Below are 16,578 nucleotides of genomic sequence, written 5' to 3'. Positions count from 1 at the left end.
AATCATCTCGCCATCCAGCATGGCGTCATGGCTCCCTGACGAATTACTTCCTTAGGAAGTCGCAAGAGCGTCAAAAAAGCTTTCTTATAGAAGCTTCGATCATGATCCCCCACTCGACCTGATTTCACAGAAAGCTTCTGGTTCAGAGTCTCAAAATCCATAAATGCAGCTAACTCTTTTTGAGATAGGCCTTTTAGTGCAGTTACGAGCGATTTGACCGTCCGCTCGATCTTATCCAAGTCTTTTTGAGCAGTAATCATGTCATAGTCAAATCCTGGCTCTCCAAGAACTAGCTCGGCAATAGCAACAACAAAACCGATCGCTGCTGGGGCAGATGTAAAAATATCTTTGCCGTTCCTAACTCTTGCACCTTCTTCCGCGGCTAATTTTACCCGGTCAAATTCTGCATCAAGCTTTGCCATAAGCTCCAAAGATTTAATAAAAAGAGGTAAAAAATTGTCCGAGGCAGTTGCCTCAGTCAAGTCAATCTTAATAAACTCTTCAGCAACTTTTTCCTTAATATCAATTTCAATAGATCGCGACGTAAATGCTAAAAAAAGTTCGATGATTCTGGAGCTGCGGTATTCCCCAGCTTGTGATCGACGATTAGTTTCATCAAGGCCAATTATTTTAATCTTTGGTAGCTTCACCTTTATCTCGGCAAGGATAGGCCGATACAACGTATCCAACTGTCTTTTTAGATCCCATGGAACCTGACCGGTATTCAAGACAAGCATGCGATAAATCAAACTACTGACCTTTTCCGCAACCCATATTTCTACTCGAATAAAATGATTTTTGTTCTTCTTATCGAACGCCTCTTTCAATGCAGTTGTCCTCTGCATTCCGTCAATAATAGATAGATCTAATTTATGGGCTTTAAGCAAACTGACCAGATCTGATGACATTGCAAGGCCGCGCATCTTACTTTTTAACCGTGGAGTACAAACAACCCCAATTACAACTGGAGGAATGACGGCTCCTTGCTTCAGATCTTGCACTAACCGGTTTCTAATTTTAAGCGCAGTTTTGGTACGAATAGGCGCACGCTGACCCGCTAGTCCTCCTTGGTCTGAATAGGCTTCTTCGACAAGCTCCAGATAATCGCCCAGCTCCAAGGTCGCCATTAACGACGCACATTTTGTATTTTTATCTTCAAGTACCAGAAGTGGATGAGACATTAAGAAACCCCAAATTGACGTTCAAGTAGACCTAGTATATCAATGAAAATACAAAGCACATTAGGAATGTTTTCCTCCACAGTCGTCGTGGAAATTATTGGGACAATGCCCCGATGGAAAAATTGTTCAGAAGCCTGAAATCTGAATGGGTTCCGAATGTAGGCTACATGACGGCACAGCAAGCACATCGGGACATCAGTCACTATCTGATGCAACGATATAACTGGGTGCGGCCACATCAGTTCAATGACTGACTTGCGCCGGCTGTGACAACTTCCCCCTGCCGGCAGACAATCAGATACTGACCACGCCGTTATTTTTATGCGTCCGTTTTTTGTGAAGATACATGGCGCCATCGGCTTTCCACAATAATTCTTCCAGCGAGCGGCCATCCTGCGGAAATACCGACTGCCCGATACTGGCTGCGATATGAATCGCATTGCCGCCGGCTTCGAACGGGTGGTTCAAAACATCGCCGATTTTCCTGACCATCAGCGCGGCGTCCGGCGGGGATGAAATGAACGCCAGCACCACGAATTCATCGCCGCCGATGCGGGCCACGGTATCTTCTTCGCGCACGGCTTGCCGGATGCGGCGGCCGACATCGATCAGCAGGCGGTCGCCGACATCGTGTCCATACATGTCATTGACCGGCTTGAAGCGATCCAGGTCGAGGAACAGAATCAGGAAATTGGTTTCTTCGCGCGTGGCCTTGACCAGGGCCTGGCGGATGCGGTCTTCCAGCAAGGCGCGATTGGGCAGACCGGTCAGGTGATCGTGCAGCGCCTGATCTTGCAGCAGCGCCATTTCCTTTTGCAACAGGGCGATCGTCACGCCGGCCGCATCTCGTTGTCGCCGGACTGCGGCCAGCCGGATCAGCAGCCAGCAATTGGCGACCGCAAACAGCAGGCAGAGCAGAGCGGCGAGACTCAACTTATTGTCCATCCCAAACATGAAATACCGCGTCCCCTTCTGATCCAATGCACATGTACCCTTGGCCATAGATGTTGCGAATCTCAAACGCGGCACCGGAGCCTTGATTGAGCTTTTTACGGATTCTGTAAATGATGGTGTCGACGCGGTGCGGATCGAAGATCTCTGCCGACATGTTCAATGCGTGCAGCAGTCTTTCGGTACTTACCGGGAAATGCGGATTGAGAAACAGCATGGTCAGTATCGCGCTCTCGCGGTCACTGAAATTGATGCGGGTGCCGCACGAACCCGACAGCATTTGCGAGCGCCGGTTGAATTTCCACACGCGGACCTGTTCTTTGCGGGAATCGACATGGACATGAACGCGCCGGAACAAGGCGCCCACGGTAGCCGACAAGACCGGCAGGCTTACCGAGCGCGGAAAGAAATGGTCGGCGCCTTCCTGCAGTGCCCGCACGTGCCCTGCATCATCGTTCTTTTCGGTGATCACCACGATACCCAGCAACGGAAAGCGCTGCCGCAGATTCACGATTCCCGACAATCCGGAACCGTTAACAGCCTGCGCCTCCATCACGACGACGGTCGGCTTTTTTTTTGAATCTCCAGATTCATTTGCACAATGCTCGCTGCAGAACGAACTGAAATCCCGGATCCTGCAAGGTGATTTGCCATGATCCCCCGCAAATTATCCTGGAGTTCGACAATTAAAATACTCACCCGAGTGCTTCCCCAAAACACTGCCAATAACACAATCCGTCTTTTCCCCAACCGACGAATCTTTTTGAGACGTTAACTCCATGCAATGTTAGCTCTCGGTAACGTTATACATTTTTTCGGGGGAAAATAAATGCACAAAAAATCTCACTAAAATTTCCACATGGCAATTTCAGTGCATGACAACGATGAAAATCGTGATTTTTTAGCGTGGGACGTGAAGATCGGCGGCGGGGATTGCCGCTATGACGTTGGCGATATCTGTCAAATTGAAGAAAAAGAGCATGCCGGAACGCATTGATCGCGGACCGGCATGCCAGAAACCTTGCTGCGCATGATTGCCTCAGCCGCCGGCCGTCGTCGACAGCCGCAACTCCTCCAGAATTTCTGCCGTATGCGCCCCGTAATCCGGCGCCGGGTAACGCACCACGCACGGCGAGGCCGACAGCTTGACCGGAAAACCGACCATCTTGACCACGCCATGTCCCGGGTGCTCGATATCCAGCACCATGTTTTGATGCAGCATCTGCGGATCGCGCAAGGCTTCACCGATATCCTGCACCCGGCCGCAAGGCACGCCGCCCAGATTCAGGCGACTGATCCAGTTGGCTTGGGTATCGGTGCCGACCCGTTCGTTGATCAGGCGGTTGAGCTCCTGGCGATGCAGCACCCGTTGCGGGTTGCTGGCAAAGCGCGCTTCATCGAGCAAATGCCGCAGACCAAGCAGGCCGAGAAAGCGCGCCAGAATATCTTCGGTGCTCGGGGCGACGGCGATTTCGCCATCGCTGGCGCTGAACAAGCCATACGGCGAGGCAATCGGATGATCGTTGCCGGTCCGCACCGGCAGTTTTCCGGTGGCCAGATAGTCCGCGCTCAGATAGGCGAACATGCTCAGAATACCGGTCATCATGGCGGCTTCCACGCGCTGGCCGCTGCCGCTTTGATCGCGGGCGCGCAAGGCATTGACGATGCCCCAGGCCGCATACAAGCCGGCCACCAGATCGGTGATCGGCGGCGCACAGCGCATCGGCGGGCCATCGGCGGCGCCGCTGGACGCCATGAAACCGCTCATCGCCTGCACCACAAAATCGAAGGCCGGCCGTTCTGCATAGGGGCCGCTGGCGCCATAGCCGGTAATGCCAGCCGTCACCAGCCGCGGATTGATGGCGGCCAGACGGTCGTCATCAAAACCCATCTCGGCCAATACGCCGGGACGGAAGTTTTCCACCAGTACATCGGATTGCGCGATCAGTTGCGTCAGCACCGCCTTGCCCTCGGCCGAGCGCAAGTCCAGCACCATCGAGCGCTTGTTGCGGTTGAAGGAAGCGAAGTACCAACTGAAATCCTCGACCCTGGCGCCCTGCCGGCGCACCGGATCGCCATCGCCGGCGCCTTCGATCTTGATCACGTCGGCACCCATGTCGCCCAACAGCATGGTACAGAACGGCCCCGACAAAATGCGCGTGAGGTCGATGACCTTGATCCCGGAAAGAGGTTGTTGCATATCTGTCCTCCTAACCGGCTGCGGTGGGAACCGCATCGGCTGCGTGCAACGCCAGACGCGGACCGGCGCGCATGACCTGGCCGGACAATCGCTTGCCGAGCACCCGCTCCATCTGCAACGCCACCGCAATCGATTGCGACAGATCAATGCCGGTGCGATACCCGCTTTCGGCCAGCAGATACACCAGATCTTCGGTGCAGATATTGCCGGTCGCGCCGGCCGCGAACGGACAACCGCCCAAGCCGCCGACCGAAGCATCGAAACGGCGAATGCCCTCTTCCAGTCCGACCACCACATTGGCCAGACCGATGCCACGGGTATTGTGCAAATGCAGCGTGATTTGCAGTTGGGGAAAGGACTGGCGCAAGGCGCGCACGGTACTGCGGACGTTGCGCGGCGTCGCCATGCCGGTGGTGTCGCCGAGCGTGATGTGGGTAATTCCCAGTTCAGCATAAGCGCCGACAATCCGCTCCACCGCCGCGATACTGACCTCACCTTCGAACGGGCACCCGAATGCCGTGGCAACGGCACCCATGGCATCAATCCCGGCCTGATGCAGACACTCCACCACCGGCCCGAAACCGCTGATGGTGTCGGCAATGCTGCGATTGAGATTTTTGCGGTTATGCGTCTCCGATGCCGAGCACAGCAATACGCCGCCATCGAGCGAGGTCAGTGCCGCCCGCTCGGCGCCCTTGACATTCGGTATCAGGGCCATCAGAAACGTATCGTCGCGACGCGCAATGCCGGCCAGCACTTCACTGGCGTCCGCCAGCTGCGGCACCGCTTTGGGTGACACGAACGAGGTCACTTCGATATGCCGGATACCGCTGGCAATCATGGCGTTGAGAATGGCGATCTTTTGCGCCGCCGGCACCAGCGTGGTTTCAATCTGCAAACCGTCGCGGGTACCGACTTCAATCACATCCACCCAGCTGTCGCCAGCCGGCAGAACAGAACCAGAAACGTGTTGTTGCATGCGTATTCCTCAGTCGTTATTAGCTATGGACAAGAGCGTCACCTGATCGCCAGATTCGGCAGCCAAGTCACCAGAAACGGAAAGACCGAGACCAGCAACAGCACCACCAGCGACCAGCCCAGAAATGGCAGGGTTTCCATGGCCACCGACCACAGCCGCACGCGACCGATGGCCGCCGTGATCAGAATCAGCAAACCGACCGGCGGATGCAGCATGCCGATCATCAGGTTGATGATGACCACCGTGGCAAAGTGAATCGGATCGATGCCGAGCGCGGCCTGAATCGGCAACAGGGTCGGCACGAACATCACCAGCGCCGGCAACGGTTCGAACACCATGCCGACTGCCAGCAGCAACAGGTTGACCACCAGCAGCACGATCAGCGGATCCTTGGAGATACCGAGAATGAACTGCGAAATCATGGTCGCGATATGCGCTTCACTCATCAGCCACGAGAAGGGTCCGGCGGCGGCCAGCAAAAACAGGATCACTGCCGAGGTCTTGGCCGCCGAGTAAAACACCGCGCCCAGCTTGCGGATTTTCAAATCGCGATAAACGAAGATACCGACGAACAAGGCGTAAATGCAGATCACGCCGGCGGCTTCGGTTTCGGTGATGATGCCGGAGCGGATCCCAAGCACGATCATGACCGGCACCACCAGCGCCCAGATCGCCACCCGCGTGCTTTGCACCTGGGTGCGCCAGGTAGCGCGCGGCTTGGCCAGATAGTTGCGCTTGCGGGCGATGAAAGCGCAAATCGCCACGTAGCCGGCAAACAGCATCAAGCCCGGCACGATGCCCGCCATGAACAGCTTGGCGACCGAAACATTGGCCACTACCGCATACACGATCATCGGGATCGACGGCGGCAGGATCGGCCCCAGCATGGCGCCGGCCGCAATCACGGCTGCTGCGTAACCGGGCTTGTAGCCTTCCTTTTTCATGGCCGGAATCAGCATGGCGCCGGTGGCAGTGGCATCCGCTACCGCCGAACCGGTAATGCCGGCCATCATCAGGTTGGTGGTCATCGCCACTTGCGACAGGCTGCCGCGAAAATGGCCGACCATCGCGGTTGACCATTCGATCAGGCGTCGCGTCAAGCCGCCCTGATTCATGATCTCGCCGGCCAGCACGAACAACGGCACCGCCACCAGCGCGGCACTGTCGACACTCGATACCAGCGTCATCGGCACCATGATCGGATCAACCCCGCCGCCGGTGTGCAACAGCATGCCGGTCAAGGCCGCCACGATCATCGAAAAACCGACATCGAGTCCGACCACCAGCAACAAAAAGAAAATCAGAACACTAAAAATGATGATCATCGTCAGGCACCGGAGTATCAATATTCAAACGACCGCCGCAAAAGAAATCGGCGAACCGAAAAACCAGGAACAGAATCAGCAACCCCATGCCGACCAGCAACGCGGCGTACATGGCGTCGTAGGTCAGGTCGGTGCCCATGATGGTCTGGAATGAACCGATATCCATCAACCGCACGCCCACCAGTACCAGTACCACCGCCATGCACAGGATCACGAAATCGAGCGCCAGCGCCACGGCGGTGCGAATTTTTTTGGGCGCCAGGTGATTGAGCAATTCGATGCGGACATTGACGCGGTCACGGATACCAATGGCAATGCCGATGAAGGTCAGCCACACCATGCCCATGCGGGCAAACTGATCGTAGGCACCGAAGCTCGATTTCAGGATGTAGCGATCCGCCACCTGACCGACCGTGAACGCCAGCACCGTGAACAGCGCCAGTACCGCACCGGCTTTGGCGAGCCAGTGCAGCCAGCGCACCGGCACCAGCAACGGCACGGTCGGGGGTGCCTCAGCTTCAGGCAGATTCAGCCCGCTGCTCACTTGTCACCCTGGATTTTGTGAATGCGCTCGACCAGGCCGGCCGGCCACAGCTTGCCGTCGAACGGTTTTTCGACACCGGCCACGGCGGCGCGGAATGCGGCCTTGTCAGGCACGGTATAAGTGACGCCGGCGGCTTGCATGACGGCGATGCTGTCGTGGTCGTATTTCTTTTCCAGATCGGTCGCGACCTTGCCGGCTTCACGCGAGGCTTTCTTGAACATTTCCTGATCGGCCGGCGGCAAGGTCTTCCACAATCTCTCGGACACGAACCAGCCGACCACTTCATAGACGTGATCGGTGGCGGACCAGTACTTGGCTGCCTCATAGAATTTGGGCGGCATCGCCAGATCGAAGCCGTTATCCTGTCCATCCACCATGCCGCGCGACAAGGCGTTGTAGATTTCCAGCACCCCCATCGATGCCACTTGTACATTCAAGCGGTCGAAGGTGGCTTTCAGCAGCGGGATCGGCGGGATGCGAATGCGCATGCCACGCAAATCTTCCGGCTTTTTGACCGGTCCCTTGGTGGTCTGCATCGCGCGCGGTGAACGCTGGCCCCAGGCGCCGAACACACGCACGCCGGAACTGGTCGCTACCTTGGCGTAGATACTCTGGAATTCATCGTTGTTGAGAATTTTCTCGGCCCATTCGCCGTCCTTGAACAGATACGGCACGTAGATCACGTTCAGGGCTTCGCCGCCGCGCACATAGCTGATCGATGACAAGCCGAAGTAAGCCATGTCGACGGTACCGATCTGCATGGCCGACAACAATTGCGGAATATCGCCGAGCTGGCCGTCCGGATACAGGCTGACGGTGTAACGCCCTTTGCTGTCGGCATCCACGATTTCCTTGAACTTCAGCAAGGCCTTGTGCCACGGACTGTTGGTCACCGCAATGGTGGCTACCTTGATGGTGCGCGTGGCCGGCGTCTGCGCTGTTGCCGGTGCTGCCAGCAATAGCATGGCTGCGGTCGAAACGGTGGCCAAGGCCGCACTCAGGCCCACAAGCAATTTGTGTTTCATGTCGTCTCCAATCTGTTTTTTTGCATGCCATGCCGGCATGGATGATGGTCAGTGCAACTCAGAATTCCCACTGCACCGGCGGTGCGCCGGCAACCGGTGACCGAAAGCTGGCTACCTGATGCCCGAACAGCGACGCCAGATACACCGTCTTCAGGTCCGGGCCGCCAAAGCAGATCCCGGATAAATTGCCGAGCTTGCGCTGGCCGCCGGAATCGAGATGCTTGCGCGAATAGCTACCGTCATGGAAGGCCGCTTCCACGGTTGCCAGCATGTCCGGATCGGCATCTTCCAGCATGATGTGCTGCTTGCCGTCGAGCGTGGTGCGGATCACGCGATTGCTGACCACGCTGACGATCCACACCGCGCCTTCGGCATCGAACGTGAAACCATCGGGGAAGGTACCGGCACCGTATTGCGCGAAAATTTCCTTGGGGCCGAGCGAGCCGTCGGCGCGGATTTCAAAGCGGCTGGTGCAACGCGCGAAGGTTTCATTGATGTACAGCCATTTACCGGTGGGATCGACAATCGCTTCATTGGCGAACCCGAAGCCTTCGGCGACGATACGCGCGCCGCGTTCATCCATCAAAATCAGATAGCCGTCGGCGTGGCCTTTTTTCATCGATTGCTCGCGCGGCACCATGCGCGTGCTGACGCTGATCCAGGTGCGCAATTTGCTGTCGATGCCGACAAAATTGGTCGGTTCCAGCCGGTGGCCGTCCACTTCCAGCAAATGCGGTTTGATCTGTCCATCCGGCTTCATGTGATACACGCCGCCGCCCGGTCCCAGATCGGCCATCAGGAAACTGCGATCCGGCAGCAAGGCGATGCCGTTCGGCATGAAACCCTCGGGTGCGCCTTGCGCCATGATCCGTTCGGTACGGCCATTCGCATGCACAATGTTCACGCCGCCGCGCCGGTCCGGCAAAAACAGTTCGCCGGATTTGGTCGCGAGTATGCATTCGCCGCGTTCGATATCATTGCCGATGAACGTCAGATCGGCTGGTGAAACTGTCAACATTGTGTCTCCTTGTTGATGGATTGTTTTTTTACCGTGGTTGGTCTGTTGCCACCACCTTGTGTATGTTGGCCGTCACCGATACCGGTGCGGACAGCCACAGGCATTGTCGGTTTTGTCCATGGTGGCAACAAGCAATTGTTTGGAACGTGACCATCTCCGTTGGAGATGGCTTTCAGGAGTAAACGGAAACAATCAGGCGCCCGGGCGGCACCGTCGGGAAGTGCCGGAGCGACAACCGGAGCCTGCCTCCCGGGGCGACAGAAGACAAATGCGGCCAGCAGGCCATGCCATTGCGGCAGTGCTGCCGGTTGCCGGGGACTCTCAGACCGGAACGCTGGCGTCGGGCCGGTCTTGCATGCCGCGCTGCCGCAGATGCTCGACAAACGCCTTGGCTGCCGATGGCAAGGATTCCGATTCGCGCACCGCGATGCAAATCATCGGATGGGCCCACGCATCGGCCAGCGGAATGAATTTCAGGCCGAACACCTGAGCATGGGATTGCGAAAAAAACAGCGGCACCACGCCGATCCCCATATTGTTGGCGACCATGCGACAAATGGTTTCATACGAACCGACCCGGATGTAAGTGCGCTTGGGCGGCTTGTGATCGCGCGCGACGTTATCGAGCAACGCCGCCATGCCGCTGCCGGGATTGAGTTCGACCTGTTCGAATTCCAGCGTTTCGGCATAGAGCAGTTGCGTGCGTTGCGACAGCGGATGCCCGGTCGGCACCACCACGGCCAGACTCAGGCTGCGATAGGGATAAATCTGCACACCTTCATGATCAGCGATATCGGGTGCGATGCCGACATCACAGGTGCCATCGATGACGGCGCGAAAAATGGCGGGCGTGATGTCTTCCTGCAAATCGAGCTTGATGCGCTCGTGGCTGCGCACGAAATCCTTGATATCGCCGGGCAGATACGATGACAGCGAGGAAAAGCTGGCCTGCACCCGGATGCGGCCGCGAATGCCATCGTAATACTCGGACATCTCGCCATCCATGCGGTCCATCGCCTGCAACAACATGCGCGCGTGATGCCGCAAGGCCTCGCCGGCCGGCGTCGGCGTCACGCCTTTGGCGCCGCGCTCCAGCAAAGGCACGCGAAATTGCGCTTCCAATTCACTGATGCGCTTGCTGACCGCCGACGCCACAATCGCCTCGCGCGCTGCCGCCTTGGCAATGCTGCCCTCTTCCAGAATGGCGAGAAACAGGCGAATCGAGAAGGGATCTATATTGCGCATGGGCATGGGGCACTCGGTTCCGGTTGATCAAATCCTGGCTGCATCGAAAATCAGATAAGCATCTGCACAAGCCTTCGTATTCATTCCCGGGCGGCGTGGCTATGCTTGTTTTTTTGCGCTGACCATGCCGCGGTGATTACGCTGACGCCATGGATATTAGCGCTTGTTGGATTGATGCTGGCATCAAAATTTTCAAGGAATTCATCCATGTTCACCGTTTCATCACGTCCCCTGCTGCTGTCATTGCTGCTGCTCATTTCCACCTTTGCCACTGCCTTCACGGCACAAGCCGCAGAACCGGCCTGGCCCAAAGAGATTCGCATCGGCTACCAGAAAGGCAACAGTCTGGTGATTCTGAAATCCAGCGGTGCGCTGGAAAAACTGTTGCGCAGCCATGACGTCAAGGTCAAATGGTATGAATTCCCGTTCGGGCCGCCGCTGGTCGAAGCGATCAATACCGGCGATATCGATCTCGGCTATGTCGGTGCTACCCCACCCGTCTTTGCCCAGGCCGGCAGTGCGCCGGATGTCAGTTATGTCGGCTATACCGCGCCCTATGGCGACAACTACGGCATTCTGGTGCCGAAAAATTCAACGGTGCAAACAGTGGCCGATCTCAAAGGCAAGCGCATCGCGGTCGCCAAAGGTTCGGCCGGACAGTACCTGTTATTGAAAGCGCTGGAAAAAAGCGGGCTGACACCGGACGACGTAACGCCGGCCTACCTGCAATACAGCGAAGCCCGTTCGGCATTCGAACGCGGCGACGTTGCGGCCTGGGTAGTACTTGATCCGCGCCTGGCCGATGTCGAAGCGGCCACCGGCGCCCGGGTGCTGATCAATGCCAGCAGTCTGCCGGCCAATTACGGCTTCTATATCTCCCCGCGCAAATTTGCACAGCGCTACCCGGCGGTATTGCGCGCCACCTTGCAGGAAGTCAACCAGACCGAGTTGCATGCCAGCCGGCACATCCCCGACACCGCCCGTTTTCTGGAACAGGATACCGGCGTCAAGCAGGCTGTCTGGCATCAGGTACTGGCGCGTCAGCCGTGGGGCGTGTTCTTTCCGTTGACGCCACAGGTGATTGCCGCACAGCAAGAAGTGGCCGATACCTTCTACCGTTACCACCTGTTACCAAAAACAATCCGGGTCACGGACGCCGTCATCGATATCAAATAAGCTGCTGCCAGCGGCGTTCCGGGGCATGGCTGATTTGCAATTTTGCAACGTATTGCAAAGCGGTCAACTTTTCCCGCGCTTATTGGCTTGCCAGCCACCAAAGCGTGGGGGCATCCGTTGTACAATGCGAGCGAAATCGCCGCGTGTGTCGTTTTATCAGGAATTCAGACCCGGTCCGGAGCACGTGGCGGCAGCCTAAGTACTTGATTTTAACAACGCACCGATTCCGGCTAACGGTGCCAGCTACGATGCAGTCATAGCTGAAAAAAACTCAGGTGGGAAACGATGATCATCGTTCCTGCCTTTTTTTTGCCGCTATTTTTCCGATATATAAAAATTTCACGGCTTTGTCACTGATTTATCACGCATTTATCATTGATTTACGAATGGTTTTGACGATACATACACGTATAATTTTTCGGCGGCAAAGCCACGAATGGCGCTACGCATCACCGGCACCATATCAAGATACCCGATGGGGGAGATGACATTCGATGTCGGGCACGATGGCAAACGAGGAAATAGTGTGACAACGGAGCAATGCACCTACGCCGGCAGCATCAGGTTTGCGCTGGCCGCCCATGCTGCATGGGCGCCCGGCATGACTGACGCAGCCGCCTGGCAAGCCTGGGATGGCGGCGAGCTGCCTGTCGTCGCTGTCGGTGCCGGTTCGGTGCCGGCGCTCGAAGCCATGCCCGCCCTGCTGCGCAGACGCGCCAGTGCGTCCGGCAAGATGGCGCTCGAAGTGGCTTACCAATGTCTCGCCGCACAAGGTACAACTCCCGCCCCCGAGACGCCGGTCGTTTTTGCTTCGCGGCACGGTGAATGCGCCCGTTCCGCCGAGTTGCTCGATCAGCTCGCCCATCACAACCCACTCTCGCCAACTGCGTTCAGTCTTTCCGTGCATAACGCGAGTGCAGGCCTGCTGTCGATTGCGCGCGGTGACCGCAGCAACAATCTGGCGCTGGCCGCCGGGGCCAGTTCCATCGAACATGCCGCTATCGAAGCCTGCGGTTTGCTGGCCGACGGTGCCGCGCAAGTGATTCTGGTGGCATTCGACAATCCGGTGCCGGCCTCTTTCGCAGCCTTTCAGGACAGTCACGAACAAGCACTGGCCTGGGCCTGGCTGATGCAGCCGGCGCAACCGCAAGCGCCGTCGATCTCGCTGTCGTGGGCCGCCGGCACGCATGCACTGGCAACTGATCCCGGCCATCTGCTGGACAATGCTCTGCTCACCGTATTGCGCTTTCAACTGGCCGCAACAGGTCGTACCGAACGCATCGCCGACGGCCGCTGCTGGCACTGGGAACATCATGCTCAATAAATACTGGCGCATCTGTGGCACCGGACTGAGCTTCGCCACCTTTGGCGCCGGCGGTCTGCTGCTGCGCATGTGCGTATTCCCGCTGCTCAACCTGTTCGTGCGCGATCCCGTGCGCCGCATCGATCTTGCGCGCCGCGTGATCCAACTGGCGTTTCGCGGTTTTGTGGAGTTGATGCGCCTGCTCGGCGTGTTGCGTTACGACATCAGCGGACTTGAGCGGCTCGACCGAAACGGCTTGCTGATTCTGGCCAATCACCCGACACTGATCGATACCGTCTTTCTGATGGCGTTTGTCAGACATGCCGATTGCATCGTCAAGGATGCCTTGTGGCACAACCCGTTCATGCGCGGACCAATCCGCGCCGCCGGTTATGTCAGCAATCACGGCGGCCCGGCCCTGATCGACGCCTGTATCAGGTCGATCAGCAACGGCGGCAACCTGATCATTTTTCCGGAAGGCACCCGCAGCACCCCCGGCATGCCGCTGCTGTTTCAGCGCGGCGCCGCCAACATTGCGGTACGCAGTCTGCACAACATTACCCCGGTCATCATTCATTGCCGGCCGCCGACCTTGGGAAAACATGAAAAGTGGTGGCACGTGCCGCCGACGATTGCCCATTTCCGGATCGAGATTCAGCCTGACATTGCCGTCGACAATATTGTGCGGCAAGCAGGCAATACCACACTGGCGGCGCGTCACCTGACCGCCTATTTGCAAGACTATTTCACGAAAGCGTATCAAGGCCATGCAGCAGCTTGAACAAGAAATCAAAGAACTCATCATTGAGGTTCTGCAACTGGAAGACATCACGCCGGCCGATATCGATGCCGCTGCGCCTTTGTTCGGCGACGGCCTCGGGCTGGACTCCATCGATGCCCTGGAACTCGGCGTCGCACTGCAAAAGCGTTACGGTATCAGCCTGTCGGCCAATTCCGAAGAAACCCGCCGGCATTTTGCATCGGTTCAATCACTGGCGACCATGATCGCCGCCCACCGCCCGCAATAAGGTTGAAGCATGAGTACTCTGAACAGCGCAATGAGCAAAGAACAGCTGTATGACTGGATGGTCGACATGCTGCATGACATGTTTGAAATCGACAAGGCGGACATCACTCCGCAAGCCAATCTGTATACCGATCTCGACATCGACAGCATCGACGCCGTCGACATCGTGGTCAAACTGAACCAGCTGACCGGCAAGCGCATCCAGCCCGATGTGTTCCGTTCGGTGCGCACCGTCAATGATGTGGTCGAGGTTCTCGCCGCCCTGCTGGCAGATGAAAAGGCCTGATCCGGCCACCGTCGTTACGGTTGCGATCACGCTGTTGTATCCGCTGGCGATCTGGCTCGGTCACGGGCGCATCGAGCCGCGCATGCTGGCCTTGTTGTTGCTGGTGATTGCCGGCGTGCGCTTGTTTACGCTGCGGCTGTCGCGCGGCAATCGCTGGTGGGGTGCTGCGGCACTGGCGCTGGCGGCGCTGGCCATCTGGCAAAACGCGCTGTTGCCGCTGAAACTGTACCCGGTGCTGGTGAGCGCCGGCATGCTGGCGCTGTTCGGCTACAGCCTGCTGCACCCGCCGACCATCATTGAACGCATGGCGCGCTTGCGCGAACCGGATCTGCCGCCGTTCGCGGTCATCTATACGCGGCGCGTGACGCAAGTGTGGTGTGTGTTTTTTGCGCTCAATGGCAGCATTGCGCTGATCACCGCCTTGTGGATGTCGGCCGCCGCCTGGTCGCTCTGGACCGGCGTGATTTCCTATCTGTTGATGGGTATTTTGTTTTGCGGCGAATATCTGGTGCGCCTGCATGTACGACGGAGACACCATGCCTGATGTCAATTTGCTCAATCAACCGTGGCTGACGCGCGCACCGCACAGCGTCGTCGGCTGGCGTGATGCCCGGCCCGTCGCCAATGCCGCGTTTCTGCACGAGCTTGCCGCCTGGCGGCAGGTCCTGAGCCGCCATCCGGGACAGCGCTTTGCCTTGTACAGTGACGACAGCGTGCAATTTGCGGCGATCCTGTTTGCCGCATGGATGGCCGGCAAAACCGTTTATCTGCCGGGCGATGCCCTGCCCGCTACTTGTCAGGCACTGCATGGGCTGGTCGATGGCTTTATCGGTCAGTTTGACGCGCGCTGGTCGCCACTGCCATTGCCGGTCGCTGACGAACTCCCGCCGCCGGCGATCGCGCTCAGTACCGGGTCGCCGCTCAGCCCCGATTTCCCGGGTCTGGTGGTATTCACTTCCGGCAGTACCGGCGAGGCCCAGGCGATTCCCAAGAAGCTGTCGCAAATGGCCAGCGAAGTGACCACGCTGGAAGCCTTGTTCGGTGCCCGCGCCGGCCAGGCCGACATCATTGCCACGGTCTCGCATCAACATATTTATGGTTTGCTGTTCAAGGTCTTGTGGCCGCTGACCGCAGGCCGCGCGGTCCATGTGCGCAGCGTGGTGTTCCCGCAAGAACTGGCACCGATGTTGAGCAGCCGCGATTGCCTGTTGATTTCCAGCCCGGCGCATCTGAAACGTTTTCCTGACAGCCCGTTTGTCGCCGATGCGCGCCGTTTGCGCGGTGTGTTTTCCTCCGGCGGCCCGTTGCCGGCGGATACCGCAATGGCCTGCGCCGGTTTGTTCGGGGAGTCTCCGATTGAAATTTACGGCAGCTCGGAAACCGGCGGCATCGCCTGGCGTCAGCGTACCAGCGTTACTGACGACAACTGGCAAACCATGCCGCACGTCCGCGTGCAGTTAACCGCCGATGACCAGCCGGAAGACGCCGATGGTGAAGACCAGCATCAAACCCTGGCGGTCAGTTCGCCGCATCTGCCCGATGCGCAATGGCTGCGACTGGCCGACCGCGCACAGTTGCTCGCGGATGGCCGCTTCGTGTTGCTCGGTCGCGCCGACCGCATCGTCAAACTGGAAGAAAAGCGCGTCTCGCTGGACGCCATCGAACGTCTGCTGCATGCCTCGCCGCTGGTCACCGAGGTCCGCACGCTGTTGCACGATGCCGGCGCCCGCCAGCACCGGCGGCAACGCATCGCTGCCTGCGTGGTGCTGAGTGACGCCGGCAAACAATTGCTGGCGAGCGCGGGCAAGCTGGCCGTGAATACGCAATTGCGCGCGCTGCTGGCCGGTGCGGTGGAAGCGATTGCACTGCCGCGCAGCTGGCGCTATGTCAATGCCTTGCCGCTCAATGCACAAGGCAAGATTACGCGCGCCGCCTTGCTGGCCTTGTTGGTCACGGAACCAGCGCCGCCTGCGCGTCCGCAGTGGCCGCAGGAACAACTGCACGAGCAAGATCAGCAACGCGTCGTGCTGACGCTGACGATTCCTGCCGATCTGCTGTACTTCGATGGCCACTTCCCCGGGGCCCCGATCTTGCCCGGCGTGGTGCAAACCGACTGGGCCATCCGTTACGGCCGCCGCTATTTCGATTTGCCGCCGCAGTTCATCGGCATGCAAGCACTCAAGTTCCAGCAAGTGATTCTGCCAGGGGCCTGCGTGACGCTGGAATTGCAGCATGACAGCCAGAAATCGGCGCTGAATTTCCGCATTCATTCCGAGGCCGGGGCGCACGCCAGCGGCCGCATCCTGTTCGGAGCCTGA

Annotated in this window: 19 protein-coding genes and 1 pseudogene; 9 read left to right on the top strand and 11 right to left on the bottom strand. The window is 58.1% G+C overall.

Annotated features, from left to right (window positions below):
• Nucleotides 1-2: 2 nt before the first annotated feature.
• Complete coding sequence (locus tag AKL27_RS22980; protein WP_050465208.1) at nt 3-1,181, bottom strand: hypothetical protein; 1,179 nt, start codon at nt 1,179-1,181, stop codon at nt 3-5.
• Nucleotides 1,182-1,261: 80 nt separating this feature from the next.
• Between AKL27_RS22980 and AKL27_RS27950 the strand changes: the two are divergent.
• Nucleotides 1,262-1,435 (top strand): annotated as a pseudogene (locus AKL27_RS27950) (integrase core domain-containing protein); the annotation flags it as partial.
• Between the two features lie 40 nt (nt 1,436-1,475).
• On the opposite strand, the gene AKL27_RS22975 reads toward AKL27_RS27950, so the two are convergent.
• Nucleotides 1,476-2,114 carry a GGDEF domain-containing protein gene (locus AKL27_RS22975; protein WP_232311076.1) on the bottom strand — a complete coding sequence of 213 codons (639 nt, stop codon included), beginning with the start codon at nt 2,112-2,114 and terminating at the stop codon, nt 1,476-1,478.
• 1 nt (nt 2,115) lies between these two features.
• A complete protein-coding gene (locus tag AKL27_RS22970) occupies nt 2,116-2,643 on the bottom strand; it encodes a response regulator transcription factor (RefSeq protein WP_232311075.1) in 528 nt (175 codons plus the stop codon).
• Nucleotides 2,644-2,991: 348 nt separating this feature from the next.
• Here AKL27_RS22970 and AKL27_RS27945 point away from each other — a divergent pair, with 348 nt between their 5' ends.
• Nucleotides 2,992-3,129 (top strand): hypothetical protein, encoded by a 138-nt coding sequence (locus AKL27_RS27945; RefSeq protein ID WP_157057061.1) that lies wholly within the window; start codon nt 2,992-2,994, stop codon nt 3,127-3,129.
• Between the two features lie 42 nt (nt 3,130-3,171).
• On the opposite strand, the gene AKL27_RS22965 is transcribed toward AKL27_RS27945, so the two are convergent.
• The 8 genes from AKL27_RS22965 to AKL27_RS28700 all read right to left on the bottom strand — a co-directional run bounded on the left by AKL27_RS22965 (nt 3,172) and on the right by AKL27_RS28700 (nt 10,677).
• Nucleotides 3,172-4,332 (bottom strand): CaiB/BaiF CoA transferase family protein, encoded by a 1,161-nt coding sequence (locus AKL27_RS22965; protein WP_083439233.1) that lies wholly within the window; start codon nt 4,330-4,332, stop codon nt 3,172-3,174.
• A 10-nt stretch (nt 4,333-4,342) separates the two neighbouring features.
• Nucleotides 4,343-5,311 carry a hydroxymethylglutaryl-CoA lyase gene (locus AKL27_RS22960; protein WP_050465204.1) on the bottom strand — a complete coding sequence of 323 codons (969 nt, stop codon included), beginning with the start codon at nt 5,309-5,311 and terminating at the stop codon, nt 4,343-4,345.
• Between the two features lie 38 nt (nt 5,312-5,349).
• A complete protein-coding gene (locus tag AKL27_RS22955; RefSeq protein WP_050465203.1) occupies nt 5,350-6,636 on the bottom strand; it encodes a TRAP transporter large permease in 1,287 nt (428 codons plus the stop codon).
• Nucleotides 6,620-7,180: a TRAP transporter small permease gene (locus AKL27_RS22950; RefSeq protein ID WP_050465202.1), complete on the bottom strand. Its 561-nt coding sequence runs from the start codon at nt 7,178-7,180 to the stop codon at nt 6,620-6,622. The genes AKL27_RS22955 and AKL27_RS22950 overlap by 17 nt, the downstream gene beginning before the upstream one ends.
• Nucleotides 7,177-8,205: a TRAP transporter substrate-binding protein gene (locus tag AKL27_RS22945; protein WP_050465201.1), complete on the bottom strand. Its 1,029-nt coding sequence runs from the start codon at nt 8,203-8,205 to the stop codon at nt 7,177-7,179. The genes AKL27_RS22950 and AKL27_RS22945 overlap by 4 nt, the downstream gene beginning before the upstream one ends.
• A gap of 58 nt (nt 8,206-8,263) precedes the next feature.
• Nucleotides 8,264-9,223: an SMP-30/gluconolactonase/LRE family protein gene (locus AKL27_RS22940; protein ID WP_050465200.1), complete on the bottom strand. Its 960-nt coding sequence runs from the start codon at nt 9,221-9,223 to the stop codon at nt 8,264-8,266.
• A 321-nt stretch (nt 9,224-9,544) separates the two neighbouring features.
• Complete coding sequence (locus tag AKL27_RS22935; protein ID WP_083439231.1) at nt 9,545-10,474, bottom strand: LysR family transcriptional regulator; 930 nt, start codon at nt 10,472-10,474, stop codon at nt 9,545-9,547.
• Nucleotides 10,475-10,548: 74 nt separating this feature from the next.
• On the bottom strand, nt 10,549-10,677 hold the full coding sequence (locus AKL27_RS28700; RefSeq protein WP_269749270.1) for a hypothetical protein: 129 nt from the start codon (nt 10,675-10,677) through the stop codon (nt 10,549-10,551).
• On the opposite strand from AKL27_RS28700, the gene AKL27_RS22930 reads away from it, so the two are divergent.
• The 7 genes from AKL27_RS22930 (at nt 10,676) to AKL27_RS22900 (ending at nt 16,578) form a co-directional block, all read left to right on the top strand.
• On the top strand, nt 10,676-11,644 hold the full coding sequence (locus AKL27_RS22930; protein WP_050465198.1) for an aliphatic sulfonate ABC transporter substrate-binding protein: 969 nt from the start codon (nt 10,676-10,678) through the stop codon (nt 11,642-11,644). The two genes, AKL27_RS28700 and AKL27_RS22930, sit on opposite strands and share 2 nt — an antisense overlap.
• Nucleotides 11,645-12,170: 526 nt before the next feature.
• Nucleotides 12,171-12,968, top strand: coding sequence for a beta-ketoacyl synthase chain length factor (locus AKL27_RS22925; RefSeq protein WP_332308361.1), 798 nt, complete (start codon nt 12,171-12,173; stop codon nt 12,966-12,968).
• Nucleotides 12,958-13,728 carry a lysophospholipid acyltransferase family protein gene (locus tag AKL27_RS22920; RefSeq protein ID WP_050465197.1) on the top strand — a complete coding sequence of 257 codons (771 nt, stop codon included), beginning with the start codon at nt 12,958-12,960 and terminating at the stop codon, nt 13,726-13,728. Before AKL27_RS22925 ends, AKL27_RS22920 begins: the two co-directional genes overlap by 11 nt.
• Entirely contained in the window at nt 13,715-13,975 is a 261-nt protein-coding gene (locus AKL27_RS22915) for a phosphopantetheine-binding protein (protein WP_050465196.1), read from the top strand. Before AKL27_RS22920 ends, AKL27_RS22915 begins: the two co-directional genes overlap by 14 nt.
• A 9-nt stretch (nt 13,976-13,984) precedes the next feature.
• Complete coding sequence (locus AKL27_RS22910) at nt 13,985-14,260, top strand: acyl carrier protein (RefSeq protein WP_083439230.1); 276 nt, start codon at nt 13,985-13,987, stop codon at nt 14,258-14,260.
• Nucleotides 14,247-14,804, top strand: coding sequence for a COG4648 family protein (locus AKL27_RS22905; protein ID WP_050465194.1), 558 nt, complete (start codon nt 14,247-14,249; stop codon nt 14,802-14,804). Before AKL27_RS22910 ends, AKL27_RS22905 begins: the two co-directional genes overlap by 14 nt.
• On the top strand, nt 14,797-16,578 hold the full coding sequence (locus AKL27_RS22900) for an AMP-binding protein (RefSeq protein ID WP_050465193.1): 1,782 nt from the start codon (nt 14,797-14,799) through the stop codon (nt 16,576-16,578). Before AKL27_RS22905 ends, AKL27_RS22900 begins: the two co-directional genes overlap by 8 nt.

The organism is Herbaspirillum autotrophicum (assembly GCF_001189915.1).
GTDB classification, from domain to species: domain Bacteria; phylum Pseudomonadota; class Gammaproteobacteria; order Burkholderiales; family Burkholderiaceae_D; genus Herbaspirillum; species Herbaspirillum autotrophicum.
The sequence above is the reverse complement of the archived record's forward strand: the minus strand, read 5'-3'. Positions and strand labels throughout refer to the sequence as shown.